A 26573-nucleotide genomic window follows, 5' to 3' on the forward strand; every position below is an offset into this window, starting at 1 on the left:
TGCTGAGGTCCTCACGCAGTTGCTGAACACCGACCACAAAACCGGTGTTGCAACCACCACATGAATCCACCCCCCGGTTTTCCGGCCTGAAGCGTGTTCCAAACATTGAGCGATTCGGTGACCTGGACCACACTGGAGGTGTGCAGGGTGCTGATCAACACTCCGCAGCGCTCGGTGCCACCCACAGGCCGCCCGGGCACACCATCGGCTCCACGAAAGGCTCACCATGCTCATCGGCATCCCCAAAGAGACCAAGAACCAGGAAGATCGCGTGGCGATCACCCCGGCAGGGGTACATCAGCTGGTGAGCCAAGGCCACGACGTCGTGGTTGAACAGGGCGCCGGGGCGGGTTCGCGCATCCCTGATGAGGAGTACGTGGAAGCGGGCGCCCGCATGGTCTCCGTGGAGGAGGCGTGGGGTGTGGAGCTGGTGCTCAAGGTCAAGGAGCCCATCCCGTCCGAGTACGGCTACCTGCGTTCTGACCTGGTGTTGTTCACCTATCTGCATTTGGCCGCTTCAGAAGAACTGACCAGGGCGCTGGTGGAGGCCGGAACCACGGCCATCGCCTATGAAAACGTGGAGACCGACGACGGCGCCCTGCCCCTCCTGGCGCCCATGTCCGAGGTTGCGGGGCGGATGGCTGCCCTGGTGGGCTCCCACCTGTTGCTGGCCACGAGCGGTGGGCGTGGCCTGCTGGTTCCGGGGATTCCGGGTGTTCGCCCGGCGGTGGCCACCGTGATCGGTGCTGGAAACGCCGGCTCCAACGCGTTGAGCCAGCTGGTGGGGCTGGGGGCAGACGTGACAGTGCTCGACCTGTCCATCGATGCCCTGCGCCGAGTGGATGACCAGTACGGCGGGCGGGTGCGCACGGTGGTGTCCAGCCCGTACGAAATCGAAAAGTGTCTGCTGCGCTCCGACCTTGTGATCGGTGCAGTCCTGGTTCCTGGCCGCAAGGCACCCAAGGTGGTCCCGCATGAGCTGGTGGAGAGGATGATGGATGGCTCCGTGCTGGTGGACATTGCCGTAGACCAAGGTGGGTGTTTTGAGGACACCCGAGCCACCTCACACGATGACCCCACATTCACGGTTGGCCCGGCCACGTTCTACTGTGTGGCCAACATGCCTGGGGCAGTTCCGGTGACCTCCACATACGGGCTGACCAACGCCACATTGCCGTTTGCTCTGCAGCTGGCCCACTCCGGGTGGCAGACGGCCTGCCAGGAGAACACTGCATTGAGCCGCGGCGTTCTGGTCTCCGGAGGCAAGATCCAGCACTCGGCCATCGCAGCAGAGTTCCCGGACCTGCCGGCCGCCTGAGTCCTGCCCGCGAGCCCCGCTGGGGCTTGCCGGCCCACCCCGCCCGGCTGGCCACGGTCCCGCTGCCCGTGAGATCACCGGTGAATGCTGAGATGACACCCTGTTGCGGGTCACCTCAGCATTCACCGGTGATCTCACTGCGCGGAGACATGCATACTCATGTGCATGCATAAAATGAAAGCAGCAGGTGGAGATCGATGGGGTCACTCACCGTTGGATGCACCTCAGGTGAGCTGACCGGTCAGAATTCGATGTAGGCCGGGGACCACGTACTCCCTCCGGGACCCGGAAACTCCATGGGGAGTGGAGAGATGGGAGAGTCAGCGTCATGATCAGCACAGGATCATTGACTACGGGGGCGCAGCCTCGCAGCTGGGCGGATGCACAACGCCGGAAAGCCCACGTCAAGACTTTGGCACCGAACCCCTCGCTCAGGGATGTTCTCTACGCCGGGGTGCTGGTCCTGGTGACGGACCTGGGCGCCACACTCGGCGTGATTCTGGGTGGGTTGGCCTTTGGTGCAACCGGCGCCACAACCACGGGCGTGGTGGCCAGCGTAGGGATCGCCGCCGTAGGCCTCGCCCTCGACGTCATGAGCTTGCGGCCAGGCGCCGGTCCGCTTTCACAGATCAGACCTGAAACTGCGCAGGGCTTGATGCTGGCGCTGGTCCCGAGCCTGGTGATGGCTTTGGCCCAAGAGGTCCTCTTCCGCCGGGTCCTGTTGGACTGGCTGCTGCAGCACTTGCCGATCCCTGCGGCTGCAACCATCACGGTGGTGGTCTTTGCAGCAGTACACCTGGATGCAGCATCGATCCTGTTCAGCCTGATCTTGGGTGTGGCGTTGACGGCATCCAGACTCTGGTACGGAAACCTCTGGGCACCGGTGATCATGAGTTGAGTGGTCAGCGCATCAGTTCTGGGTGCCGTGCTGTTCTGCATCTCATGACCGCACACGAACCAACCTGACACCGAGCCAGGCAACCAACAGGACGGTCGCCAGCACAAAGCCCCACGCTTCCAGCCCAACGGCCTCGGTCCACGCGAACAGATCCGGAGTCCCGAACCATTCCGCCAGCGCACCGGACAACGACGCTGCACCCACCACCAGCGCCACCACCACGGACAGGGTGGTGATCCCGATGTTGTAGGTCAGAAGCCGCCGCGGGTGAGCATCTGCCCACCCGTAGGCTCGGCGAGCCACCCAACCTTGGGCCAGGTCAAAGGTGCTCATGCCCGCCGTGAAAAGAAGGGGCAGCGTGAGAACGGCCCACCACGGCACAGCTGCCAACCCTGCGGTCCCGGCCAACAGGAGCAGGCTGATCTCCGTGGCGGTGTCGAATCCAAAGCCGAACAGCAACCCCACCACGTACATCTGACGCGGGGTGCGGATATGCGCGCCGAGTCGGTCCAGCACGCGGGTCACAGGACCCACCGTCATGTGGCGGTGGGTGGCCGCCTGAGTCAGATGAGCATTCCCGTCCTCCTGGCCAGAGCAAGCGGAGCGAGTGACCAGAATCCGCCGCAGGGTCTGGACGTTCAAAGCCGCAATCACCAGCAGAAATATCCCGGCCACCAGCGGCCCCCACACGCCGGTGAAGTGATGCCATGCGGAATCTTGGTCCGCCACAGGGTCCATCAGAGCGGAAAGTCCGAAGGCCAGGAGCAGGCACAATCCCACAACCACGGTGGAATGGCCCATGGAGAACCAGAAACCAACCGTTGAGGCGGGTCGGTTTTCGGCAAGCAAACGCCGTGTGGTGTTGTCGATCGCCGCAATGTGGTCGGCATCAAAAGCGTGGCGCACACCCAGCAGGAAGGCCGTGACCCCCAGTGCGCCGGTGAACACCGCAGGTGTTCCATCGGCCTGTACGCCCAAGCTCAGATCGGCAGGAACCACCGTGAACAGCAGCAGCCCCCAACCCACCGCGTGCAAGAGCACAACGGTCAGGGACACCACCACGGTGGACCTGTGCTCCCGCGCTCTCACCCCCCGCGGCTGAGCGAGTGGTCGCGTGAGTGTTGACATGGTGGTCTCCCCTCCAGAGTTTCCGGGCACGTGCATCTGGTTAGTACTTCCGGGCGTTCAGTCGCCCTTGATTTCCCCAACGACGCCGCAGCGCTGCGTGCACATCCAGCAGCAGGTCTTCAACAGCGGAAGTTCCCGGACCCAAAACTCGGACAGCCAGACCGGCGGCAGCCGAACCCCGGGTGCCTTGCGCGACACCAGCGGGCTCGGCCAATCCCGTGACGCCCGCCCGCAGCCCGGTCACCTCGGCCTCCCGTTTGGTCAACAGGTCATGGACTACCTCGATCACTGCCCAGTCGATCTCCGGAGCCACCGCCAGCAGGGTGCCCAGATGGGTCCGTCCGGGCAGGAACCCGTGATCGGCCACGGCGTCGTCGTCAGGAACCAGGTGCAGGGTGTCCAGACTGATCAGCCCACCGTGGGGCCGGGCAAGTGTGGTTCGCAGCAGCACCGAGGACCACCGGTGGAGCGAACCGTCCGGGGCCCAACCCGGCGTCACCACGTCCGTCAGGACCGCACGTGCATCCGGACTGACCACCACTTCCGTGCGCTGCAGGTAGTCGGCGTCCTGATAAGCGATCAATGGGTCCGGAATCACCTCCAAGGTGCCGCCGGCTCCCACGGTGAAGGTCTGTTCCTGGACCACGGCCCGGCCTGGCGTCCGGTACACCTTGGTGGCGGATTGGGTGGTCACCAGAGCGGATGCCTCCGATCCCACCGCAACGGCCAATCGGTACCGGTCCCCACCCACATAACCGCCACCAGGGTTGACCACGGTCAGACACGGCTGGCCGGAGGAGTCCAGGTACAGGGGACGCAACAGTCGCAGCGCACCCTGATGGCGTTGACCGGTCACCACATGGCGGCCGCCACGGTGTTCGACCTGGAGCAACAAGCCTCCGGTCAGCTCCACGTCATGGGCAGCACCTGTCCGGGTCACCGCGTCGATCACCACAGAGAATCCCCGGTCACTGTGCCAAGTCGAGCATCAACACGTCCCGACGGATCCAGTCCAACACCGTGTCCAGGCCCTCATCCGTTTTCAGGTTGGTGAAGGCGAACGGCTTGTCCTTCCGAAACACCCGCGAGTCGGCTTCCATCACGGACAGATCCGCCCCCACGTACGGCGCCAAATCAGTTTTGTTGATCACAAACAGATCCGACTTGATCATGCCCTGACCTGCCTTGCGCGGGATCTTCTCCCCCTGTGCCACATCAATGATGTAGATCGAAAAATCCACCAACTCCGGGGAGAACGTGGCGGAGAGATTGTCCCCGCCGGACTCCACAAAAATCACCTGCAGATCCGGGTGCCTTCTCACCAACTGCTCAATGGCCGCCTCGTTCATGGAGGTGTCTTCCCGAATGGCTGTGTGCGGACAGCCTCCGGTTTCGAGCCCCACAATGCGGTCCTCATCCAACACGGAGGTACGCGCCAGGATCTTGGCGTCCTCGATCGTGTAGATGTCATTGGTGATCGCCGCCGTGGACACCTCGCCGTCCATCGCACGGGTAATGCGCTCCACCAACTGGGTCTTGCCGGCCCCCACTGGCCCTCCCACACCGATCCGTATTGGTTCAGTTTTCATCTGCGCCTCCTTTGTGTTGGTGGTGATTCACGACGACACCAGCCGCCGTCTCATGACATGAACATCCGGGCCCGTTGCCAGGCGTGACGCATCTGATCTATCTCCAGCGCGGGGCTGACCGCACCCACCTGGTCCTCCGTCAGTGCAGCCACCCGGTCCACAGCACGCGTCACCTCCGGGTGCATGGCCCGCAGCACCCGCTGACCGGCGTTCTGCCCGATGGGAATACCCCGCACCGCGTTCTGTGTCAGGGCGGTCAGCGACGTGAACACGTGGGCGGCACAGGCATCCCGCCAGTGGATGCCGTGCTCACGCGCCAAGAGCGCCAGGACCACCGGGACACTGCCCACAGCCCGGCGGGTGGAGACCAGCGCCGCGTAGTCGGTGATCTCCAGGCTGGGGAAATTCTCTGCCGCGATCTGCACGGCCCGCCTCCCCATGGCCGCATTGGCCTCCCTGACCTGTACCGGAAGGCTCATGGCGTGCAGCATGGCGTCCACTCGCAGGGCATACAGGCCGTCACGCACCACGGCGCGGATGGCCCAGCCGTCCGCCGGTGCCAGTTGGTGGTGCAGGAAACGGTGGAGCCAGGTCTGAAATGTGGCCTCGTCATGGACGGCGTCGTCGTGGATGGCCGTTTCCAGGCCCAGTGACTGGCTGAAGGCACCGGTGGGCAGGGCCGAGTCCGCGAATTGCAGAACGGTGAGCAGCCCGGATTCATCGCCGATCACGGTCAGTGCGTGTGCTCGGCATGGCGGAAAGGAACTTCCATGACCCGGTCCACCCGGGCAAAGCGCACCGTGTGCTCGGTCAGGAAGTGCTCTGAGGTGTGGTCGTACTGAACCACCATGACCCCGCTGTGACCCTCCAGACCCGTGAACTGGGCGTCCGGACCAAAGAACTGTGCCGGCAGGTGGCGGTTGCCCAGCGAATGAGCAACAAAGGCAGCTTCCTCCACCGTTGCCGGAGCAATGGCCAGAACCTCCGTGGGCAGAGTGGAGACGACGACGACGTTGCGCCCCTCCCGGTGCAGGATGTCCCCATCACGCAGTTCACGGCGCTCGGTCAGCCGTAGCCCCAGCTCATTGCCGTGATCGGTGGTCACACGCTGCACCCGCTGGCGCAGGGCAGCCCCCTCCATCGCCACGCGTTCAACATGCAGGTCAACCTTCTCTTCCTCAGAGAGGTCATGCAGGTTGCCCTGAATGGAATCAACAATCAACGGTTCGGCTCCTTGGAAGTACAGGGGTTTGGAAGATGCTCAGAACAGGAAGTAGCGCTGGGCCATGGCCAATTCCTGGGCCGGCTCGGCTGTGATCAGCTCACCGTCCACCCGCACCTGGTAGGTCTGCGGGTCAACTTCTATCTGCGGCGTCTGCCCGTTGTGCTTCAGATCTGCTTTGGTCAGGCCACGGATTCCGCCCACGGGCAGGGTCTTCTTAGCCAGGCCGAATCGGGTGCGGACGTCGTCGTCATGTGCGGCACCGGAGACAAAGTGCACGGAGTTGTGCGCGGGTGCCTGCCCCTGGGCGCCAAAGGCGTCCCGCATGAGCTGCGGCTGCGGCGTGGGAATGGACGCGTTGGGGTCCCCCATCACGGAGTGGACGATCTGCCCGCTCTTGAGCACGGCGGCGGGTTTGACGCCAAAGAATGCGGGCTCCCAGAGCACCAGGTCCGCGAGCTTTCCCACCTCAACCGAGCCAACGTGGTCGGCGATGCCGTGGCTGATGGCCGGATTGATCGTGTACTTGGAGACGTAGCGGCGGATCCGGAAGTTGTCCGCATGCTGGTCACCCGCCAACGGCCCGGTGCGCTTTTTCATCTGGTCCGCCAACTGCCACGTCCGCAGGACCACTTCCCCCACACGGCCCATGGCTTGGGAGTCCGAGGAGGTCATGGAGAACACCCCCAGATCATGCAGGACGTCCTCGGCGGCAATGGTCTCCGGGCGGATCCGGGAGTCCGCAAAGGCCACGTCCTCCGGGATGGAGGGGTTGAGGTGGTGGCAAACCATGAGCATGTCCAAGTGCTCTTCGGCCGTGTTTCTGGTGAAAGGCAGGGTGGGATTGGTGGAGGACGGCAGCACGTTGGGCATGGCCGCCATGGAGATGATGTCCGGGGCGTGGCCACCACCAGCACCTTCGGTGTGGAACGTGTGGATCACCCGGCCGTCGATCGCGCGGATGGTGTCCTCCACGAACCCGCATTCGTTGAGGGTGTCCGTGTGAATGGCAACCTGCAGGTCAAAGCGGTCCGCAGCGGTCAGGGCTGCGTCAATGGATCCGTGGGTGGCACCCCAATCCTCGTGGATCTTGAAGCCCACCACCCCGGCCCGCACCTGCTCCTCCAAAGGGTCCTGTGCCGAGGTGTGGCCCTTGCCCAGCAGGCCGAAGTTCATGGGGTAGGCATCAAGTGCCTGCAACATGCGTTCGACGTGCCACGGTCCCGGTGTGATGGTGGTGGCCTTGGAGCCTTCGGCCGGGCCCGTTCCGCCGCCGATCATGGTGGTGATCCCGGAGGCCAGTGCGGTGCCGATCTGATCCGTACCGATGAAATGGATGTGCGTGTCCACACCGCCTGCCGTTAGGATCTTGTGCTCCCCGGCAATGACCTCCGTGGCGGCCCCGATCAGAATGTCCACGCCATCCATCACATCTGGGTTACCGGCTTTGCCGATCGCACTGAGGCGCCCGTCCACCATCCCGACGTCCGCCTTGAACACCCCTGAGTGATCGATGATCAGGGCATTGGTGATCACGGTGTCCACCACGCCGTCCGCCCGGGTCAACCTCCCGTTGTGTCCCATGCCGTCGCGGATGACCTTTCCGCCTCCAAAAACCACCTCGTTCCCGGGGTTGGCCAGATTGCGGTTGGTAAGATCCTGTTCCACCTCCGCGAACAGTTCGGTGTCCGCCAGGCGCACTTTGTCACCGACGGTGGGCCCGTAGAGGGAGGTGTATTCGGAGCGGCTCAGTTCACGCGCCATGGTTGGCCTCCTGGTCTACTGATGCCCCGGCACTCCGGGCGATCTGGCCTGTCCCCGCAAAGCTGACCAACCGCACCGTTTTGGCATCCCCTGGTTCAAATCGCACGGCAGTGCCCGCAGGGATGTCCAGACGGTGTCCCATCGTTGCCGCACGGTTGAACTCCAAGCCGGGATTGGCCTGGGCGAACGGGAAGTGGGAGCCCACCTGGACCGGCCGGTCCCCGCGGTTGATGACCTCCACCTCCACCGTGGGCCGATCCGGGTTGATCACCACGGGCTCGTCCCGCAGCACGTATTCACCGGGAATCAAGCGGTTCTGCGTTGAGGCATTTGTGGCATCCGGCCCCGGGCGGATGGGCTCGTGCACGGTCACCAACTTGGTGCCGTCCGGGAACGTGGCCTCCACCTGGACGGAGTGGATCATTTCCGGCACCCCATCCATGACCTGCTCGGCGGTCAAAATGGTGGCTCCCCAGGACATCAGGTCGGCCACGGTGCGCCCGTCACGGGCGGCTTCCAACAGCTCAGCGGTGATCAGCGCAACCGCCTCCGGATGATTCAGTTTCAGTCCACGGTCACGACGACGTCGGGCCAGGTCACCGGCCACAACAATCTGCAGTTTCTCTTGTTCCCGGGGCGTCAGGTACATGTTTCGACCGTAGCGGGGACACGTTTCGGGCTTGTGTCCAGGACCAGAGGTCGATTCAACACCGGCGGCTCCCTGGCGGCTGGTCGAATGAGCTACCCGCTCCGAAAATCTCCAGGTTCAGGTCCGAAAATCTCCAAGTTCAGGTCCGAAAATCTCCAAGTTGGGGCATGATGGACTCATGGATGAGACCGCCGGATCCTACCCCCGACATGCTCTGTCACTGGTTCAAGAAGCGCTTGGAGACACCCCTGTCGTTGTCCTCCAGGGCGCCCGTCAAGTGGGCAAGAGCACGCTTGCTCAGATGGCCTCCACAGACAGGGAAACCACCGTCGTGTCCCTGGACGACCCCTACAGTCGATCCCTAGCCACGGAGGATCCACAGTTCTTCGTGGAGCGAGCGGGGCAAGGCATGTTGGTGGTTGATGAGGCTCAACGCGCCCCTGACCTGATCCTGCCCATCAAGGCGTCCGTGGACCGCCAGCGGCGCCCGGGCCGCTTCCTGCTCACCGGCTCCGCGGACCTGCTGCACGTGAAGGGTGTGGGCGATTCCCTCGCGGGCCGGGCGGAGACCGTTGAACTCATGACCTTGAGCCAAGGCGAAATCAGCCGTCGCTCCTCCCCGGAAGACTTCGTGTCGTGGGTACTGGAAGGAGCACAGTCAGACGATGCTTTCCTCCCCCTCGACCCCCAAACAGTGGTCAGCGGGGGCTATCCAGAGGTTCTCACCAGGTCCGGGCGCCGGAGGGATCGTTGGTTTGCCTCCTACACCGCCCGGCTAGCAGACCATGACGCACGCGATCTCCAATCGGGCGGTTTTGCGGATCACATGGCCGCTGTACTTCGCCTGCTTGCCGCGCAAGGCCAATCCGAGCTGGTGAAAGCCAAGGAGGCCCGAACCCTGGGGATCTCGGAAACCACGCTCGACTCATACCTCCGCTTGGCTCAAGTCATGCGCCTGGTGACCACCACAGCCCCTTGGCGCCGCACCCCGCGGAGCCGGCTCTCCAAACGTCCCAAAGTGTCACTGACCGACACGGGGCTGACCGCCCACCTGGCTGGATTCACCGCGCCGATGGCCGCGACGATCGGAGGACGCGAGTTCTACGGGACGTTGGTGGAACAGTTCGTCGCTCTTGAACTCCAACGGCAACGCACATGGTCAGAGCAGCTCTTCGAGCTCTATCACTACCGGGACCACGATGGTCCCGAGGTTGATCTACTTCTTGAACTCTCGGACGGACGGCTGATTGCGATTGAGGTCAAGAGTGCGCGAACCGTAAACGACCGATCATGGGCGGGACTCAAGCAGTTCCGAGATCACGTGCCAGACCGGGAGGTGGTGGGGGTTGTGCTACACACCGGCACTGAGGTTGCCCACCTGCATGACTGGCTCCACGTCCTGCCCATCAGCTCGTTGTGGGGGCATCCAACCTTTTGATGTGGCTCGGCATGCTTCCGTATACTGCGGGAGCCTGCCACACATACGACTTTCCTGGGAGGCCGCGCCGATAATTAGGAAATGGACTCTTCGTCAATGGCGACGACCGTGTCGTAGAGGCCGTAGCTACGCAGTCCCTCGTGGGACTCGATACCGGCGTAAGACAAAGACGCATCCTCATATCGCCGGAATGCGAAGACGGCCTGATTCATGTGAGTCGCGTTGAATACGCCGAGGTTTACGAGCAAATGAAAGTCCTCGACGGTCAGCCCCGTTACCGTGCGGAACAGGCCCGGTTCGAGCTTGGTGATGACATCCTGAAGGGTGTTCTCGCGGAAGTCAGTGAGGTACATGAACGCCGGAATACGGGTGGCGAACTTGACCAGCTTCTCCTGAATCTGCTTCCGCTTGGACTTGTACTCCTTCTCCTCCGCGGTGAGTTCCTTCCTCTCCGCCGGAGTGAGGTCCTCGCCCTTCTCCTTCTTCGCCTTCTTCACGGCGTCGCTCTTGTTCACGACGGTCTCAATGACGTCACTACCGAGTGCGCGGAAGCCTTCGATGTTCATGACAGCGTTGAGTGCGTCAGGGTTGTTCATGATCTTGCGCAGAGTGTCGTTGTCTACATTGACGAGGATCGCGGACTCCCACTTGCGGGCCAGGAGGGTCGCGGAGGTGCCCGACATCGCGATGTCGAGGATGCCGCCGGCATCGACCTGAGTCATGTTCGACCCGTCGTAGGCCAACACGGGTAGGAACTTCACGAGCTCCTCCACGGCCTGCTCCGGGTTCGGCGTCTCCGGCGACAGGCCCGCACCGTAGTCGGCGATCTGACGCAGCGCCCGGGTCGGCGCGAAGTCGAACACAAAGCACACCGGCTTGAGCACTGCTTCGGCGCTCGGGTTGTCGCCGTCGGGGTTCTTGATCGACCACGGCGACTGCACGCGGAACGCGGCCTGGAAATAGGTCTCGGGCGAGTTAAGGTTGCGCAGCATCAGGATCGAGGACCACTGCTTGACGGTCACACCCGTGGTGAGCTTGCCGCAGGAGAGGGTGATCGTCTTCGTGTCGTGGCCGTCACCGATCGCCGCTCGCACCGGTGGGAGGGCATCCAGGCCGATGCCCGCGCCAGTGCCTGCGACGACGAGGACCTTGTAGTCGTGCCAGAACACGTTCTGCTTCTCCGCGAGCAGGTTGGCCATCGCCTGGCAGGCAGCCACATTGGGTAGGAACCAGAATGAGTGCTGCAGGTATGGCAGGAGCCGTACATCGGAGTATGGGAAGGGCGGGCGGGTGCCCATTCGCATGGCATCGACCTGCGTGGGCAGGTGAGCGCCGCGGATGAGGTCGAGCCACTTCTGAACGTCGGTCTTGTGGGTGAATTCGGCGTCCTTGCCGATTCCCTTTGCCTCAAAGAACTCGTTGAGGTCGAACTCGTCGAACTCTCCCTGGTTCGCGACGGCGATGAGCTCGTCGGGCATCTGGTAGGTGAACAGGCGCATCTCCGGGAGTGCCCCATACGGGTTCCAGGCGTTCGGATGCGCGACGGCGTACTCGGCCTTGGCACGCTGCTCGTCGGTGTAGGTCCAGTTGAAGATTTGCTCCTCAATGAACTCACCGGTTGCCAGCGCCTTGAACGGGGTTCCCGACAGGTACAGGTAAGCGCGGGTGGTGATCGGCAGGAAGTCGTCCTCGTCGTTGCCGAGCTCGTCAAGCTCCTCGTCGAAGGCCACGAGACCGTCGTTGTACTCGGCGGCCAGTTCCTTCTGCTTGACCTTCTCGTCCTCGCCCTCGAACAGCTCCTTGGCGGACTCTCGCCAGGCACCGAAGTGGTACTCGTCGAAGATGACGAGGTCCCAGTTGGTGGTGTGAACCCACTCGTTCTTCGCTTTGATGAGCCCGGTCTTCCGGTCGCGCCCGAGCAGGTCCTGGAACGAGCCAAAGTAGACCAGCGGTCTCGTCACGTCGGCATCGTCCGGGCTACCCCCGGTAGCCGAGGAGAGGTACTGCCAGCCGTCGAAGTCGGCGTGAGACTCCAGGTCGGTCTGCCAGGCATCTTCCACCGCGGGCTTGAAGGTGACCACGAGGATGCGTCTCGCGCCGAGCCGCTTCGCGAGCTGATAGGAGGCGAAGGTCTTTCCGAAGCGCATCTTGGCGTTCCACAGGAAGCGCGGCACTGCGTGGTAATCCTCGGCCCAAATCGACTCGAAGTAGCCCTGCGCCTTCTCGACGGCGCTGACCTGCTCGGGTCGCATGGGGAAAGTCTCATGATGGGTTCCAGTGAGTTTCACACCAGTGCGAAGCTCGGTGATCGCCGTGCGCACATCGTCTGGCGTGCACCGCATCCACTCTCGCGCTGAGCCGAAGATCGGGTTCTCGAAGCCCTTGTCGACCAACCGTTGACGCACATCTGTGTCGCGGAAGATCGACCCATCGCCGCGTTCGGCGAGCTCATCCACGTGGAGCCTGTAGGCCTGCTGCATCTGACCCTGCGACTCGCGGATGCGGGCGTTCACGTCCGTCTTGGTCGTCTGCCCCACCTTCAGCAGTCCCGGATATCCCGCGGGTGGATCATTCGGCGACCACGCGTATATGCGTAGACGTGCCTTCGGCCTCTCCGGGAGAAGCTCGTCGAGACTTCTACTCATCGATTCCCAACTCCATCGGACGGACTACTTTCTCGACGAAAGCGATCTCCTCATCGGTCAGACGGTATTTCGCATACAAGTCAGAGTCGGTCCACTGCTTGGTCCACTCTTGAACAGGCACGAAGCCGTAGACCCTGCTCGTAACATGCTGGGAGGCCTTTCGGAGCTGAATCAACAAGCGCGTCAACCGGCAGGACAGGTACGTGAGCGCACTCTCTGCTTCGTCCTTCGAATCGAAGGGGCCGATGGCCAGGTATGTCTCCGTGGAGATACTCCCGGGTTCGCCGAGGAATGGCGTGCTGATGACGCGGTGGGGATACGAGTCCTTATTGCCGGTACCCGGAGCCGCGTAGCTGACAAAGATCTTCCACTTGTCGATCAACGCTTTGCCAGAAGCCACTTCACTCCTCGCGATGTAGCCGATGCCACCGTTCTGGTAGACCTTCACATCCTCGGGGCCGGCAACCGACTTCGCCTTGAAGAAGGTCCGCAACCCGAACGCACGGGCCGAACTCACAAGTTCGCTGAAGCTCTTCTCGGCCGGGAGGGAAACGCTCGGCTGCCCTGCGAGCTCGACTTTCATGATCTTCTTCAGGATGGAAACACCCTCATTGAAGCGTATGAAGACATCGGCGCCTTCTTCGAGTAGCGGCCGGGTGTCGGTCGAGTCATCCCATCCTTTGAAGTGGGTCGTCACCACGCACTCTCCAGGATGGTCGCGATCCCAGAGGAAGTAGTTCACGCCACCCTTGAGACCAACGCCGGGAAAGACATCAGCCGCACTGAGGAAGTCGTCTATCGAGCGAAGGCGTCCGTCTTTGAGCATCGACTCGCGGAAATCCTCCAATCCCTTGCCACCGGCAAACCATCTGGAGGGAATGACCATCGTGAGGAAGCGGGGATCAAGCTTCTTGGCCTGCTCTACGAAGAGTTGATAGATCGGCGCAGCACTGGTTCCGTGTCCGCCGTCGCTGAGCTGGTAGGGCGGGTTTCCGATGATGACGTCGAACTGCATGTTGTCTCCGAACAGCTCGGCCATGCGAGCTTTGATGTCGTCGGTGTGAATGAAGGCATATGCGTGAGTCTCGAGGTTATGACCACGGCCATAGTCATCCTCGCCCGCCCCGCAGTAAACACACTTGCGGTTGGTGTAGACCGCGATCTCTTCACTCGTGAGGGGATCGGCGCGGAACTCGGGTTTGCCGCCGCCCCAAGTGTGTTCGGTGCGGTCAAACCAGATGTTGCCGTCCTTGGTCGTGAACGACGCGGCAATAGAGTGAGGACCGTTGGCGAGCTTCGAGCAGTAAACGCTCCGTCGAGCCAGCAGTGCAGTGAGCTCGGTGATCCCGATGCCGAACACCTGACGGGTCAGGACGTGATCGACGCGTTCGGCTAGGTCAGGGATCGCCAAGATCAAGCCGTCTGTGAGCCGACGCACGATCTCACGGAGGAACACCCCGGACTTGGTGAACGGATCCAGGAACGTGACATCCGGATTTGCCCAGATGTCCGCGCCGTCGTTGGCATCTGCCCACGCGGCGGCAAGCGTGTCGAGCATCTGGTTCGCAAATTCCGGCGGAGTGAAGACCTCATCGTTGGAGAGGTTTGCGATGCAGGTCAAGACATCCGGGTTGTGTGCTCGTAAGTTGAAAGGCGCAAGGGTCACGTGGCGGCCCCGGCGATCTGGGCGACGGTCATCGTCAGGTAAGTCTGCGCGGGGACGAACAAGTCCTTGTCGTCAAGCTCGCCGAACAGGCTGCCTTCGTACGAGGCACGCTTGGTGAGTTCGTCATAGCGGAAGTCACGCCTCTGGAACTTTCCCTTGCCCAGGTAGCCCCATTCAGGAAAAGTGATCGGTTGGCCAGTCACTGTGGTCATTGTCAAGGCATCACCCTGGACGATATTCACCGCAAGGACCGCACGCGCCGCTTGTGCCCACTGATCATCATGACTGACACCCAGGAACGCGTTGAATACCTCATCAAGGTTATCTCGGCATTCTTCGGCATTATCAGTGAGGAGCTCGATACCGTACAGACACATAAGCGCAAACAGAGCATAGTGGCGCTTCTCGAACTCGCTCTTGCCGTGACGAAGCTGGACGGTGACCAGCTTGCGGGCAAGCACCGGGACCAGAAAATTGCCCGAGCCACAGGTTGGTTCAAGAACACGGGAGTCGATACGTTCGGACTCTGGCTTGACAAGATCAAGCATGTCGTCAACCATCCACGCCGGTGTGAACACCTCACCATGATCAGCAACGCGCTGCTTAGACTTCACCAAGCGCTGGGCTTCATTCAGCGTCACAGCCACTTCTCCCTTGCTCCATGGCGCAGACAGGCCAAGGACCATAATCATAGGCACTTCGACCCCATCAGGAGCAGTCTCGACTTTGACTGGCTCACGACCGTGGCCCGCGCCGATGCCAGAGCAACCCAGGGCCAGAAGGAGGTCACAGACGCCGAACCCAAACCACCCGCACTCACACCGCGAGCGCCTCCCTCGCGGCATCCACAGCGGCTTCATCGGCTCGTCCGGAGCGGACCACTCGACCCGTGGCCAGCACGGTGTACTGATCGGCAGCGTCCAGGGCAAAGCCGACCTTCTGCTCGGCCAGCAGCACCTGGGTTCCGGAGCGGGAGGCCAGGCCCACGATCTTCTCCTCGATCTCCTGGACCACTGACGGCTGGATGCCTTCCGACGGTTCATCCAGCACCAGAAGACGCGGCCCGGTCAACAAGGCACGGGCGATGGAGAGTTGTTGCCGTTGGCCTCCGGAGAGCAGCCCCGCCCGGCGGTCCATCAGAGGTTCCAGGGCCGGGAACATGGCCACAACCTCCTCCAGTCGCCCCCGTCCACCGGGATGCGCTTCTGCCACCACCAACAGGTTTTCGCGTGTGGTCAGGGTGCCGAAAGACTGTTGCCCCTGGGGGACCCAGGCCAGACCTTCACGAACCCGTTGGTGGGCTGACATCCGGGTGATGTCCTTCCCGTCCCAGGTGATCCGCCCGGAGCGCACCGGCAGCAGTCCCATGACCGTTTTCAACAGGGTGGTCTTGCCCGCCCCGTTGTGCCCCAGGACGGTGGTCACGCCGTCGTCGGCAATGGTGAGGTCAATACCGTGCACTACTTCCGTGCGTCCGTACCCGGAGCGCACACCTTCCAGTGCGAACATCAGTTCTCCTTGCTCTGTGTACTGCCGGAAACGGCCACGGCCTCCGGGTCCAGGCCCAGCAGTTCGGCCTCCACCTTGGCTTCCTCCAGGCTCTTGGTCCCGGCGGTTCCCAGATAGATTTCCTGCACGGTGGAATCGGCCTGGACCTGCGCCACGGTACCTTCGGCAATGACCTTTCCGGCGGCCATCACAGTCACGGACTGGGCGTATTTGCGCAGGAACTCCATGTCGTGTTCCACCACAACCACCACGTGATCGGCGGCCAGTTTGGTCAGCAGCTCGCCGGTGGCGTCGCGTTCGCCCTGGCTCATCCCGGCCACGGGTTCATCCAGCAACAACACCGTGGCGTCCTGGACCATCAGCATCCCGATTTCCAGCCATTGCTTCTGCCCGTGGGACAGCACCCCGGCCTTGGTCTCCTGGTGCCGACTCAGACCTGTGGTCTCCATGACCTCAAGAATCCGCGGAGACACCTCTTGACGGGTCCGCACCATGTCCCGCGGTCGTCTGCGCAGCCCAGCTGCGATGTCCAGGTTCTGCAGGACGGTGAGGTCCTCGAACACACTGGCCGTCTGGAAGGTCCTCCCCACCCCGTACCGCACGATCTTGTGAGTCTTGCGTCCCACCAGCTCGTGCCCGTTGTGATTGATGGATCCTTGGGCCGGTGCCAGGGCCGTCACGGCGTCGATGGTGGTGGTCTTGCCCGCACCGTTGGGGCCGATCAGGAACCGCAGATCACCTTGCTCAACCCGCAGGTCAACACCGTCAACGGCAACGAACTTGTCAAAGACCACGCGTAGATCGCGGATCTCCAGATAACTGGGGCGGTGGTCGCGGCTCATCGTGTTGCCTCCTGTTCTGAACTCACTGGTGCCGTGGTGCTTCCCGCCGCTTGGCCGCCGTCGTCGTTCGCACCCTGGGAACGACGACGCCGCACCAGCCCCAGTACCGAAGCCAACCCGCCGGGGAGGAACCCGATGACCAGGATGAACAGCAGACCCTGGAGGTAGACCCAGAAGGAGGGGAAAGCTGATGCCAGCTGCGTGCCGGCAAAGGAGACCGCAATGGATCCCAGGACCGGGCCGAGCCACGTGGAGCGGCCACCGATGGCCACCCCGATCAGGAACGCGATGGATGGGACCACGCCGATGTCCGCCGGGGAGATGATCCCCACCACCGGCACAAACAAGGCACCGCCAATGGCTGCAAAGAGAGCAGCGATCATGTAGGCCACGGTCTTGATCAAGGCGGGGTCATACCCCAGGAAGCGCACACGCTCCTCCTGATCACGGACCGCCACCAGCAGTTCGCCGAACCGGGAGCGGTACAACTGCCAGGTGACGGCCAGCATGACCAGCAGCACTGCGGCAACCACCAGGAACAACACGGTGCGGTTGGCCTGATCAGAGAGGTCCCAGCCGAACAGAGAGTGGAAGTTGGACAGGCCGTTGGAACCGTTGGTCAGCACCGGCTGGCCGATGATCAGCACGGCGAATGCGGCAGCCAACGCCTGGGACAGGATGGCAAAGTAGGCGCCTTTGACCCGCCGGGAGAAGATGGCCCACCCCAGCAGCCCGGCGACACCCGTGGGCACCAGGATGACCGCGGCCACCGCAACCACCGGGTGCTGCACGATCCCCCACAGTTCGGGCAGCTGCTCCACGCCGTTCTGGCGCATGAACGTGGGGATGGTTTCCCCCTCGAGCGTGGTGTCCGCCAGAGTCATGTGCATGGCCATGATGTAAGCGCCCAGCCCGAAGTACACGCCTTGGCCCATGGTCAACATCCCACCACGGCCCCAGGCCAGTCCGATGCCCACGGCCACCATGGCCACACACAGGTATCGGCCCAGCAGGTCCAACCCAAACCCGCCCAGGGTCAGCGGTGCAATCACCAGGAGCAGCACCGCCCCGATGCCCAGTCCCAGCAGGGCGCCGCGCGGCCCGGTGGTCCACACCCCGGCTCCCTCTGCCACGGAGGGCAGTTCAGCGGAACCGGTGGTGGGCGGCGTCGTCGTTGTTTGTTGGGGTGAAACTGTGGTGGTCATGCCAACCCCCTGGTTTGAGTGGCCACAATGCCCTGTGGGCGGATCTGGAGGAAGGCCACCACGATCACCAGGACAATCACCTTGGCAATGGACGCGGTGGTGCCGAATTCAAAGAAGACCTGCAGCAAGCCCAGACCCGCTGCGGCGATCACCGCACCGCGGATCTGACCGATGCCACCGGCCACCACCACCAGGAACGCGTCCACGATGTATGTGGTGCCCAACGTGGGACTGGTGGAGCCGATCAAGGTGATGGCCACGCCGGCCACCCCGGCCAGGCCCGAACCAATGAAGAACGTCAGGGCGTCCGTGCGGCGGGAGGAGATACCGGAGGCCTCCGCAAGGTCGCGGGACTGCACGACTGCGCGGATGCGGCGCCCCAGGGACGTCTTGGACAGCAGCAGGGAAAGCCCTGCCACCACCACAACCGTCAGTACCAGGATGAACACGCGCGAGGCCGGAACCGGGGTGCCCAGGATCATCACGGGACCGGACAAGAACTCAGGCAGTCGAACGTCAACCGAGGGCGCTCCAAAAATGTCCCGGGCCAGTTGCTGCAGGATCAGGCTGACACCAAAGGTCACCAGCAAGGTGTCCAACGGACGGTGGTACATCCGCCGTAGCAGCGTGGCCTCCAGGATCAGACCCAATGTGCCGCCGATCAGAAAGGCCAACGGGAGACTGACCAGCAAGGAAACCCCAGCGCTGCCCAGAACCTGCTGAACCGTGAAAGCCGTGTAGGCACCGGCCATGATGAACTCGCCGTGAGCCATGTTGATCACGCCCATCTGACCAAAAGTCAGAGACAAGCCGACTGCTGCCAGCAGCAGGACCGAGCCCAGGCTCAGGCCCGCAAAAACTTGGCTGATCAGAATCTCCACGTGCGCCCCCTTTCTGAAGGGTGTTGGTGTGGTGCTGGGAAAAAACGCCGATGTGCGGTGGGGCCGCAGGCATCAGGCCCCGGTGATGGAATCCGCCCAGGGATAGGTCTCCAGGAACGGGTCCGGAACCACAGGCTCGGGGGCTTCCCAGACGGTGTCGATCAAACCGTCGTCGCGAATCTGACCGATCCGCGGGGTCTTGGAGATGTGCTGGGTCTCCCCATCCACGGTCACTTCACCTTCGGGTGCGTCATAGGTGATCTCCCCGGTGTCAACGGCCTCCTGAACAGCGGCGACGTCAAAGGACCCGGCCTCCTCCACCATGGCCTTCCACAGGTACACCGAGGTGTAGGCGGCCTCCATGGGGTCGGAGGTCACCTGGTTCTGGCCGTAGCGGTCCTTGAAGTTGGCCACGAATTGGTCATTGGTGGGGGTCTGGATGGTCTGGTAGTAGTCCCAGGCCACGTACTGACCCTGGATGTTGTCCACGCCGATGCCCGGCACTTCTTCCTCCGCGATGGACACGGACATCACGGGCATGGTCTCCGGGTCCAGGCCCACGGCGTTGTACTGCCGGAAGAACGCCACGTTGGAATCCCCGTTCAAGGTGTTGAACACCGCGTCCGCATCCGATGCCATGGCCTTGTTCACGATCGTGGAGAACTCCGTGGAGCCCATGGGCACGTATTCCTCGCCCACGATCTCCATGTCATGGGCTTGTGCGTAGGCGTTGATGATCCGGTTGGCCGTGCGCGGGAAGACGTAATCCGAGCCCACCAGGAAGATCTTCTTGTGACCCTGTTCCCGCATCCAGTCCAGGGCCGGGATGATCTGCTGGTTGGTGGTGGCCCCCGAGTAGAAGATGTTGGGAGAAGCCTCCAGCCCCTCGTACTGAACGGGGTAGAACAGCAGGGAGTTCTGGGCCTCGAACACCGGGAGCATGGCCTTGCGGGAGGCTGACGTCCAGCCACCAAACGTGGCTGCCACACAGTCCTGACGGATCAGCTTGCCCGCGCGTTCGGCAAAAATGGTGGGCTCACTGGCGCCGTCCTCCGTGACGGGTTCAATCTGTTTGCCCAAAACCCCACCGTCAGCGTTGATCTCATCGATCGCCATGTTCAGGGAGCGGTTCACCGTGGTCTCACTCACCGCCATGGTGCCTGACAGGGAGTTCAGCAACCCCACCTTGACGGTATCTCCGCTGGTATCCACGCACGATGCCTGCGGCACCTGCTCTGCAGCCGCCTCCGCCTGAGGGTCGTAGCGCTGGCCACAACCGGTGATCGTCAAAGCGGCAACCAGGCTCAGAACTGCGCTCACGGTGGTACGAGCGGACACGGCGGCTCCCTCGGAACGGCGGGAGAACCCGCTGCGGTCAAGACAGCACTGAGGCTAGGGACGCTGTGTTTCGCCGTTTGTCCGAGTGTGTTTCCAGTCCTCACTCAGCGAGTTACAGCTGAGTGTCCGGCGTTAACCACAGATTTCCGCTCCACCTGATACCCGCCTGACGCCCTGGCCGACGTCCACCCACCGTGAGATCACCACCTGCTGCTGAGATGACACCCAACTGGCGGTGATTTCACCGGTAAGAGGTGATCTCACGGTGCGGTCGCAGCGGGTGGAGCCGCGACCGCGCACGCGTTCACACGGTCGGTGTCTCCACACTCTTGGCGATCGGCAGATGAATGAGCGTGGGGCCATCGGCCTCCAACGCCGCCAGCACGCGATCGGCCACGTCATCCGTGGTGGCTGACGTCCCCCGAGCCCCCAAGGCCTCCGCCAACGCCACCCAGTTCGGCTGCTGCAGATCCACTGCCAGGGGCTCGATGGAGCGGTCCTCCATGTTGGCCCGGATCTCCCCGTAGCCGCCGTTGTCCACGCACACGATCGGCAACGTGATCCCCAGCTCCACCGCGGTCATGAGCTCCTAGATGGAGAACATCAAGGCGCCGTCGCCCACCAGGCACACCACCGGGCGATCGGGTGCAGCCAGTTTGGCCCCGATCGAGGCCGGCAGCCCGTAGCCCAACGTGGCGTAGGTGCCCATGTAGAGCAGCGAATTCGGCTGCTGCGCCCGGAAGAACGTGGTGGAGCCCATGTACGTGACTTGGGAGGAGTCCCCGCCAATGATGGTGTCTGCCGGGACGGCATTCATGATCGCCTCGTTGAGCTCGGCCAGCTCTGGCGCCCACTGGCGCCCCTCCTGATCCAGGCGCGCGAACACCTCCGTCAGATCCTGCGCCGCCCGCTCCCCCAGATCACCCAGGGCCTCGATCAGTTGCGGTACGACGGCGGCCGAGTTGCCCGGCAGCTCGATCTCCGGGTCCAGGTTGCACAACATCTGATCGCGCATGATGTCCACGCGGATGATGGGCCCGTCCGAGGTGATGTCTCCACCCCACAGTTCAGCAGCCCCCACCTTGGAGCCGATCACCAGCAGGGCATCGGCAGATCGCAGGAACTCATGTGCGGTGCTCAACCGCAGGTCAGCACCCAGGGACAGCCGGTGCCGCTCCGGGATGGCGCCCTTGCCGTTGGTGGTGGTGATCACCGGGGCTTCAAGCTTTTCGGCCAGTTGCAGCAGGTCCGTGCCGGCCGCCAGAGATCCCCCACCGGCCAGAATCACGGGGCGTTCAGCTTGGCGCAGGGCCCGGGCCGCCCGTTCGACGTCGTCCACCGGAGCCGGCTGCGGGGTTCCCAGTGGCCGCGGGGCAACCTGATGCTCCGTGTAGTCCAGCTCCGCTTCCAGGATGTCCAGGGGGATTTCAATGTGGACGGGCCGCGGGCGGGAGTGGGTGAAGTCCCGCATGGCGTCGTGGATCATGGTGATTGCCTCGCAGCCGTGGGTGACCCGGCGGCTCCTGCCCACGATCGAGTTGACCGTACCGGAGGGGTCCTTGGTTTCGTGGAGGTCCCCGATGTCCCGGAAGTCCTGTCCCAGCGGACGCCCCGGGGAGAGCAGGATCATGGGTCGGGACTCCGCGTAGGCGGTGGCAGCCCCGGAGAGAGAATTGAGCAACCCGGGGCCCGACGTCGTGATGACCACGCCGGGAAGCCCGGACACCAGGCTCCACCCGTCCGCACCGCAAGCCGCGCCTTGTTCATGCCGGGGTGTGACGGCACGGATTCCGAGTTCACGCATGGGCCGGTAGAACTCCAGCGAATGCGTTCCGGGGATGCCGAACACGGTGTCGATCCCGTAGCCCTTGAGGGTTTCCAGGACGGCGCGGCCGGTGGTGCGTCGGGGGGGGGCACAGTGTGCTCCTAGTGGTGATCTCACGGCGAAAGTAGTCAGTCCTCAGGACCGGCGATGAACAGCAGGCGTTTGTTGACGAACTCGTTCATGCCCAGCGGACCCAATTCGCGTCCGTACCCGGAGCGCTTGACACCACCGAACGGCATCTCCGCGGTCTCCGCCGACGCCGCATTGACCGCGCTCATGCCCACGTCCAGCAGTTGGGCAATGGCCTCGGCCCGCTTGGGATCCGTGGAGTGCACGGATCCGCCCAGACCAAAGGCGGTGTCGTTGGCCAGGGCCAATGCTTCCTGGTCCGATTCCACCTTGTAGACCACAATCACCGGGCCGAACAGCTCTTCCTTGTAGGCCTCCGTGCCGGGCTTGACGTCGGTGAGTACGGCCGGGCTGAAGTAGGCCTCCGGGCCCTCGGAGAGTTCACCTCCTACGTGCAGGGTGGCGCCTTCCTCCACGGCCTTCTTGACCTGCTCATCCAGAGTTTCCGCAGCCGCTCGGGAGGACATGGGGCCATAGGTGTTGGGCTTTTCCGACGCCGGATCGGCCGGTTCCAGCTGTTTGGTCAGGCGCACCATCTCGGCCACAAAGTCGTCGTAGATCTCTGAGGAGACAATGATCCTCTTGTTGGAGTTGCAGGCCTGTCCGGTGTTTTCGATCCGGGTTTCAAAGGCCAACTTGGCGGTCTCCGCCAGGTCCTTGGTGTCCAGGACGATGAACGGATCGGACCCACCCAACTCCAACACGGCCTTCTTGAGGTTGCTGCCGGCGATTGCGGCCACCTTGGCACCTGCACGCTCGGAACCCGTCAAGGACACACCCTGGACCCGGGGGTCGCCAATGATCTGCTCGATCTGGTCATGGCTGGCAAAGATGTTCTGGTACACGCCCTCCGGCAGCCCGGCATCCCGCATGAGTTCCTGGATGGCCAAGGCCGCTTGCGGGCATGACTCCGCGTGCTTGAGCAGCAAAACGTTGCCCAACATCAGGTTGGGGGCGGCAAAACGGGCCACCTGGTAGAACGGGTAGTTCCAGGGCATGATCCCCAGCAGCACCCCGATGGGCAGTGACTGGATGACTGCCTTGCCTTCAACCGTGGATTTGATGGGCTGATCCGCAGCCAGCGTGGGGCCTTGTTTGGCGTAGTAGTCAAAGATGTCGGCACAGAACTCGGCCTCCCCGCGGGATTCACCCAATGGCTTGCCCATCTCCTGGGTGGCAATGGCCGCAAGGTCGTCCGCTCGGTTCTTGAACAGCTCCGCAATGTTGGTCACGATTCGCGCCCGCTCCTCAATGGGAGTGGCACGCCACTCGGCATACCCAGCTTCAGCGCGCACCAGAACGTCCTCGATCTGGTCATCCGTCAGACCGTCGTACTCGGCCACGGTCTGACCGGTGGCCGGATTCACGGTTTTGTAATGCAACGCGTTGCTCATGTCCATCTCCTGATGTGCTACTGATCACGTACTGCTGGCCATGCTTCTACAGCCGGCTCGGCCTCGCCAGAGGTGTTCGCTGCCAGGTGCAGACTCTATGACGGCGCACAGATACGGTCCCCGCATGTCACGCGTGCTCGCCCACGGAATCCTCCGACTGCCCGGCAAGGCGCCGGTCCCAGGCGCCCAGAACAGCAGGATCGGTGGGGCGGGTGGAGAGTGAGACCACCACGTACACCACGGCCGAAACCCCCAACCCGATGTAGATGGGGGCATTTGCCATCACGCCGAAGGCCAGCATGCCAACCACCACTGCCACTGAACCGGCGGCCATGGAGGCGGCTGCCCCCAGAGAGTTGCCTCTACGCCACAACAGACCACCCAGGATGGCCACCAGCAGGCCGCCCACCAGTAGGTCATAGGCGATTGTCAGAGCCGTGACCACATCGGGGACCAGGACGGAAAACACGGTCACCACCACACCGAAAGTCAGCAGGTACAGGCGGTCACCGCGCACGGAGGGCCGCGAGTTCTGCTGACCGGTCACCAGTGTTTTGAACAGCGCGACGACGTCGATCCGGGCCACCGTGGCGGAGGCGATCAGAGCCCCGGAGGCCGTCGACATCATGGCTGCCACACCTGCCGCCAGCACCACACCACCCAGCCCTGCCGGAACGTGCTGTTGGGCCATGATGGCGAAGGCGTCGTCGGAGTTTTCCAGGGTGGGGAGGACGGCAGCAGCGGCCATGCCGATGACCGCACCAGCCACACCGTAAAGACCCACGTGAACGGCAGCCGATGTGCCGCCCCAGCGGGCCACCCCTGCCGATCGCGCGGTGAACACCCGCTGCCAGATGTCCTGCCCGATCAACATGCCAAAGCCGTAGATCACGAACATGGTGATGATCGATTGGAAGCCCATGGCATCCGGGGCAAAGAACGTGGCGTCCAACCGGTCACTCATGCCGGACCAACCGCCCACAGCCACCAGGGAGACCGTGTAGATCTTCAGCCTGGTGATCCGACCAGCAAACACCAGACTCAGCACCAACAGGCCTGTGGCAATAGCCATCACCAGCCACATTCCGGAGATGCCGTAGGTGTATCCCAGCCCGATTCCACCCACAGTGGAGGCGCCACCCAGAACGACGGCGGACATGGTGCCGGTGTAGAACGGGGGCCCAGCCGGTGGCCAGCCACCCTGTAATCCTCCGTACTGGATGCCCGGCGGGCCGCCCACAGGCCGACCACCACCATGGCCACCAAGTAGACGACGATGATCGCAATGTCCATGGCGGGATTCCTGTCTGTTGCGACTGGCCAGCGGCTATGTTTCTTCCAGAGAAACAAAAGTTGCGTATCAGTATAGGCATCATGTGATCCACGGCATAGTGTTGGATCACAGCTGCGACAACTCGTGCCCCCGGAGGTTCCACTGAAAGCTCTTCCCGTTCACAGCGGATCCGGGGACGCACGGATCGGGGCGCGGCTACGCAACCTCCGGCGTCGTAATCACATGACCGTTGAACAACTGGCAGCAGCAGCGGAACTGTCCAAGGGTTTTGTCTCCCGGGTGGAGCGTGACCTGACGTCCCCCTCCGTGGATGCCTTGGTCCGACTGTGCAGGGCGCTGCGGGTTGAGGTGGGGGAAGTTTTTGCCGCTGAGGCAGCAGTGGATGTGGTGCGACTGGCTGAAGCCCCGGAGGTCGATCTGGGTGGTCACGGGATTCGCGAACTGCTGGTCACCCCGTCCGTCAACAAGGCCCTGCAGATCATTCGGGCCACAGTGGAACCCGGCGGGCACAGCGAGGACGAGCCCTACAGCATGGATTGCCGCCATGAGGCCCTGCACGTGATCAGTGGGCAGTTCGTGTTGAGCACTCCCGACCAGCGCCTTGAACTCCAGGGCGGAGACACCGTCAGTTTCCCCGGCTCCGAACCCCACGGATGGGAAAACCCAGGCTCGCAGCCCGCCACGGTCCTGTGGATCATGGCCACCTGACCCACCTCACCTGTTGACCACCATCACCACCATCCACCCAGGAGAGAACCATCGACCCCGAACGTGTCACCCACACCGGCCCCGACGGGCGCCACCTTCTTGGCCCCGTCAACGCCGCCAAAACCCCGCGCTGGGCAGGCGTGGGGACGTTTGCGCGGTTGCCCAGGACGGATCAGGTGGAGCACACGGACATCGCGGTTCTGGGCATCCCCTTCGATGCCGGGGTCTCCTACCGCTCGGGCGCCAGTTTCGGTCCCAACCACGTCCGGGAATCCTCCAGGTTGCTGCGGCCCTTCAACCCGGCCCAGTCCGCCTCACCGTTTGCCGCGTGCCAGGTGGCTGATGCCGGTGACTTGATCGGCAACCCTTTCGACATCGCAGAAGCCATCGAATCCATTGCTGCCGGAGCCGCGGAGCTGATGGACGGCGGCACCAAGATGGTCAGCGTCGGCGGAGACCACACCATTGCCCTGCCCCTGTTGCGTGCCCACCACGCCCTCCACGGACCCGTGGCGCTGCTGCATTTTGACGCGCACCTGGACACCTGGGACACGTACTTTGGCGCGGAGTACACCCACGGGACACCGTTCCGGCGCGCCCATGAGGAAGGCCTGATCGATCCCGAATCGATCATGCACGTGGGTACCCGTGGCCCGCTCTACGGCACACAGGACCTGGACGACGACGCCCGGTTCGGCTTCGGCATCGTCTCCTCCGCAGATGTGATGCGCCGGGGCGTGGACGCCGTGGTCAGCCTCCTGCGGGACAAGGTAGGGAACCGGCCCTTGTACGTCTCTTTGGACATCGACGTCCTGGATCCCGCACACGCCCCCGGGACCGGGACCCCGGAGGCCGGTGGCATGACCAGCCGTGAGGTCCTGGAGATCCTGCGTGGACTGCGCGGCTTGAACATTGTGGGCTGCGACGTCGTGGAGGTCTCCCCCGCCTACGATCATGCGGAACTGACAGGCATTGCCGCCGCCCATGTGGTCTACGAACTCATCACCGTGATGGCATTGGGGCCGCAGGCCGAGCCGGGTGGCCCTGCCTACGGCATCTCCCGCAACCTCTACGGCTCAGCCGCTGAAGACTGAGATTCCGATGACCGCGTTGCCCCAGCCAGCGGGATCC

The 26573-nt window shown here is 63.2% G+C and carries 21 protein-coding genes and 2 pseudogenes; 5 read left to right on the forward strand and 18 right to left on the reverse strand.

What is annotated here, in order from left to right; all coding sequences use genetic code 11:
• Positions 1-226 precede the first annotated feature (226 nt).
• Both ald and GTW58_RS09235 read left to right on the forward strand, forming a co-directional pair.
• Positions 227-1318 carry an alanine dehydrogenase gene (ald, locus tag GTW58_RS09230; RefSeq protein WP_119933103.1) on the forward strand — a complete coding sequence of 364 codons (1092 nt, stop codon included), beginning with the start codon at positions 227-229 and terminating at the stop codon, positions 1316-1318.
• A gap of 328 nt (positions 1319-1646) precedes the next feature.
• Positions 1647-2216: a CPBP family intramembrane glutamic endopeptidase gene (locus GTW58_RS09235; protein WP_119933104.1), complete on the forward strand. Its 570-nt coding sequence runs from the start codon at positions 1647-1649 to the stop codon at positions 2214-2216.
• A gap of 42 nt (positions 2217-2258) precedes the next feature.
• Here GTW58_RS09235 and GTW58_RS09240 read toward each other — a convergent pair whose 3' ends face one another.
• The 7 genes from GTW58_RS09240 to GTW58_RS09270 form a co-directional block, all read right to left on the reverse strand.
• The gene (locus GTW58_RS09240; protein WP_232818049.1) at positions 2259-3272 is read right to left on the reverse strand and encodes a HoxN/HupN/NixA family nickel/cobalt transporter; all 1014 of its coding nucleotides are present in this window, start codon (positions 3270-3272) and stop codon (positions 2259-2261) included.
• Positions 3273-3384: 112 nt separating this feature from the next.
• Positions 3385-4299, reverse strand: a complete 915-nt coding sequence (locus GTW58_RS09245) for an urease accessory protein UreD (protein WP_119933106.1) — start codon at positions 4297-4299, stop codon at positions 3385-3387.
• Positions 4300-4312: 13 nt separating this feature from the next.
• Complete coding sequence (gene ureG / locus GTW58_RS09250) at positions 4313-4933, reverse strand: urease accessory protein UreG (protein ID WP_119933107.1); 621 nt, start codon at positions 4931-4933, stop codon at positions 4313-4315.
• 50 nt (positions 4934-4983) lie between these two features.
• Positions 4984-5664, reverse strand: coding sequence for an urease accessory protein UreF (locus GTW58_RS09255; protein ID WP_189587277.1), 681 nt, complete (start codon positions 5662-5664; stop codon positions 4984-4986).
• A 2-nt stretch (positions 5665-5666) separates the two neighbouring features.
• Positions 5667-6155 carry an urease accessory protein UreE gene (gene ureE / locus GTW58_RS09260; RefSeq protein ID WP_047687902.1) on the reverse strand — a complete coding sequence of 163 codons (489 nt, stop codon included), beginning with the start codon at positions 6153-6155 and terminating at the stop codon, positions 5667-5669.
• Between the two features lie 39 nt (positions 6156-6194).
• Positions 6195-7919, reverse strand: coding sequence for an urease subunit alpha (locus GTW58_RS09265; protein WP_047687904.1), 1725 nt, complete (start codon positions 7917-7919; stop codon positions 6195-6197).
• A complete protein-coding gene (locus GTW58_RS09270; RefSeq protein WP_119933108.1) occupies positions 7909-8568 on the reverse strand; it encodes an urease subunit gamma in 660 nt (219 codons plus the stop codon). The genes GTW58_RS09265 and GTW58_RS09270 overlap by 11 nt, the downstream gene beginning before the upstream one ends.
• A gap of 178 nt (positions 8569-8746) precedes the next feature.
• On the opposite strand from GTW58_RS09270, the gene GTW58_RS09275 reads away from it, so the two are divergent.
• The gene (locus GTW58_RS09275; RefSeq protein WP_119933109.1) at positions 8747-10006 is read left to right on the forward strand and encodes an ATP-binding protein; all 1260 of its coding nucleotides are present in this window, start codon (positions 8747-8749) and stop codon (positions 10004-10006) included.
• 74 nt (positions 10007-10080) lie between these two features.
• Here GTW58_RS09275 and GTW58_RS09280 read toward each other — a convergent pair whose 3' ends face one another.
• From GTW58_RS09280 to GTW58_RS09330, 11 genes and pseudogenes are all read right to left on the reverse strand, one after another.
• Positions 10081-12519 carry a restriction endonuclease gene (locus GTW58_RS09280; RefSeq protein ID WP_232818051.1) on the reverse strand — a complete coding sequence of 813 codons (2439 nt, stop codon included), beginning with the start codon at positions 12517-12519 and terminating at the stop codon, positions 10081-10083.
• Between the two features lie 124 nt (positions 12520-12643).
• Positions 12644-14272, reverse strand: coding sequence for an Eco57I restriction-modification methylase domain-containing protein (locus tag GTW58_RS09285; RefSeq protein WP_232818052.1), 1629 nt, complete (start codon positions 14270-14272; stop codon positions 12644-12646).
• 41 nt (positions 14273-14313) lie between these two features.
• Positions 14314-14958 carry a DNA methyltransferase family protein gene (locus GTW58_RS09290; RefSeq protein WP_119933146.1) on the reverse strand — a complete coding sequence of 215 codons (645 nt, stop codon included), beginning with the start codon at positions 14956-14958 and terminating at the stop codon, positions 14314-14316.
• 175 nt (positions 14959-15133) lie between these two features.
• Positions 15134-15826, reverse strand: a complete 693-nt coding sequence (locus GTW58_RS09295; protein WP_119933112.1) for an ATP-binding cassette domain-containing protein — start codon at positions 15824-15826, stop codon at positions 15134-15136.
• Positions 15826-16668 carry an urea ABC transporter ATP-binding protein UrtD gene (urtD, locus tag GTW58_RS09300; RefSeq protein WP_119933113.1) on the reverse strand — a complete coding sequence of 281 codons (843 nt, stop codon included), beginning with the start codon at positions 16666-16668 and terminating at the stop codon, positions 15826-15828. The genes GTW58_RS09295 and urtD overlap by 1 nt, the downstream gene beginning before the upstream one ends.
• Positions 16665-17873, reverse strand: coding sequence for an urea ABC transporter permease subunit UrtC (gene urtC / locus GTW58_RS09305; protein ID WP_119933114.1), 1209 nt, complete (start codon positions 17871-17873; stop codon positions 16665-16667). The genes urtD and urtC overlap by 4 nt, the downstream gene beginning before the upstream one ends.
• Entirely contained in the window at positions 17870-18754 is an 885-nt protein-coding gene (gene urtB, locus GTW58_RS09310; RefSeq protein ID WP_119933115.1) for an urea ABC transporter permease subunit UrtB, read from the reverse strand. The genes urtC and urtB overlap by 4 nt, the downstream gene beginning before the upstream one ends.
• Positions 18755-18826: 72 nt before the next feature.
• Entirely contained in the window at positions 18827-20092 is a 1266-nt protein-coding gene (gene urtA, locus GTW58_RS09315; RefSeq protein WP_047687910.1) for an urea ABC transporter substrate-binding protein, read from the reverse strand.
• 304 nt (positions 20093-20396) lie between these two features.
• A pseudogene (locus GTW58_RS09320) lies at positions 20397-22034 on the reverse strand (thiamine pyrophosphate-binding protein).
• An 11-nt stretch (positions 22035-22045) separates the two neighbouring features.
• Positions 22046-23440, reverse strand: a complete 1395-nt coding sequence (locus GTW58_RS09325; protein WP_119933116.1) for an NAD-dependent succinate-semialdehyde dehydrogenase — start codon at positions 23438-23440, stop codon at positions 22046-22048.
• A gap of 127 nt (positions 23441-23567) precedes the next feature.
• A pseudogene (locus GTW58_RS09330) lies at positions 23568-24733 on the reverse strand (sodium:solute symporter family transporter).
• 124 nt (positions 24734-24857) lie between these two features.
• Between GTW58_RS09330 and GTW58_RS09335 the strand changes: the two are divergent.
• Both GTW58_RS09335 and speB read left to right on the forward strand, forming a co-directional pair.
• Positions 24858-25442 (forward strand): helix-turn-helix domain-containing protein, encoded by a 585-nt coding sequence (locus tag GTW58_RS09335; protein WP_342453304.1) that lies wholly within the window; start codon positions 24858-24860, stop codon positions 25440-25442.
• A 50-nt stretch (positions 25443-25492) separates the two neighbouring features.
• Positions 25493-26536 carry an agmatinase gene (gene speB / locus GTW58_RS09340; RefSeq protein WP_119933117.1) on the forward strand — a complete coding sequence of 348 codons (1044 nt, stop codon included), beginning with the start codon at positions 25493-25495 and terminating at the stop codon, positions 26534-26536.
• The last annotated feature ends 37 nt before the right edge of the window (positions 26537-26573 follow it).

The organism is Kocuria subflava (assembly GCF_012163155.1).
GTDB lineage: Bacteria > Actinomycetota > Actinomycetes > Actinomycetales > Micrococcaceae > Kocuria > Kocuria subflava.

What these genes read in the sequence shown, in the direction of transcription:
- ald (WP_119933103.1), top strand. Translation starts at nt 227, where the DNA reads ATGCTCATCGGCATCCCCAAAGAGACCAAGAACCAGGAAGATCGCGTG.
- GTW58_RS09235 (WP_119933104.1), top strand. Translation starts at nt 1,647, where the DNA reads ATGATCAGCACAGGATCATTGACTACGGGGGCGCAGCCTCGCAGCTGG.
- ureG (WP_119933107.1), bottom strand. Translation starts at nt 4,933, where the DNA reads ATGAAAACTGAACCAATACGGATCGGTGTGGGAGGGCCAGTGGGGGCC.
- GTW58_RS09265 (WP_047687904.1), bottom strand. Translation starts at nt 7,919, where the DNA reads ATGGCGCGTGAACTGAGCCGCTCCGAATACACCTCCCTCTACGGGCCC.
- GTW58_RS09270 (WP_119933108.1), bottom strand. Translation starts at nt 8,568, where the DNA reads ATGTACCTGACGCCCCGGGAACAAGAGAAACTGCAGATTGTTGTGGCC.
- GTW58_RS09275 (WP_119933109.1), top strand. Translation starts at nt 8,747, where the DNA reads ATGGATGAGACCGCCGGATCCTACCCCCGACATGCTCTGTCACTGGTT.
- GTW58_RS09295 (WP_119933112.1), bottom strand. Translation starts at nt 15,826, where the DNA reads ATGTTCGCACTGGAAGGTGTGCGCTCCGGGTACGGACGCACGGAAGTA.
- urtD (WP_119933113.1), bottom strand. Translation starts at nt 16,668, where the DNA reads ATGAGCCGCGACCACCGCCCCAGTTATCTGGAGATCCGCGATCTACGC.
- urtC (WP_119933114.1), bottom strand. Translation starts at nt 17,873, where the DNA reads ATGACCACCACAGTTTCACCCCAACAAACAACGACGACGCCGCCCACC.
- GTW58_RS09325 (WP_119933116.1), bottom strand. Translation starts at nt 23,440, where the DNA reads ATGAGCAACGCGTTGCATTACAAAACCGTGAATCCGGCCACCGGTCAG.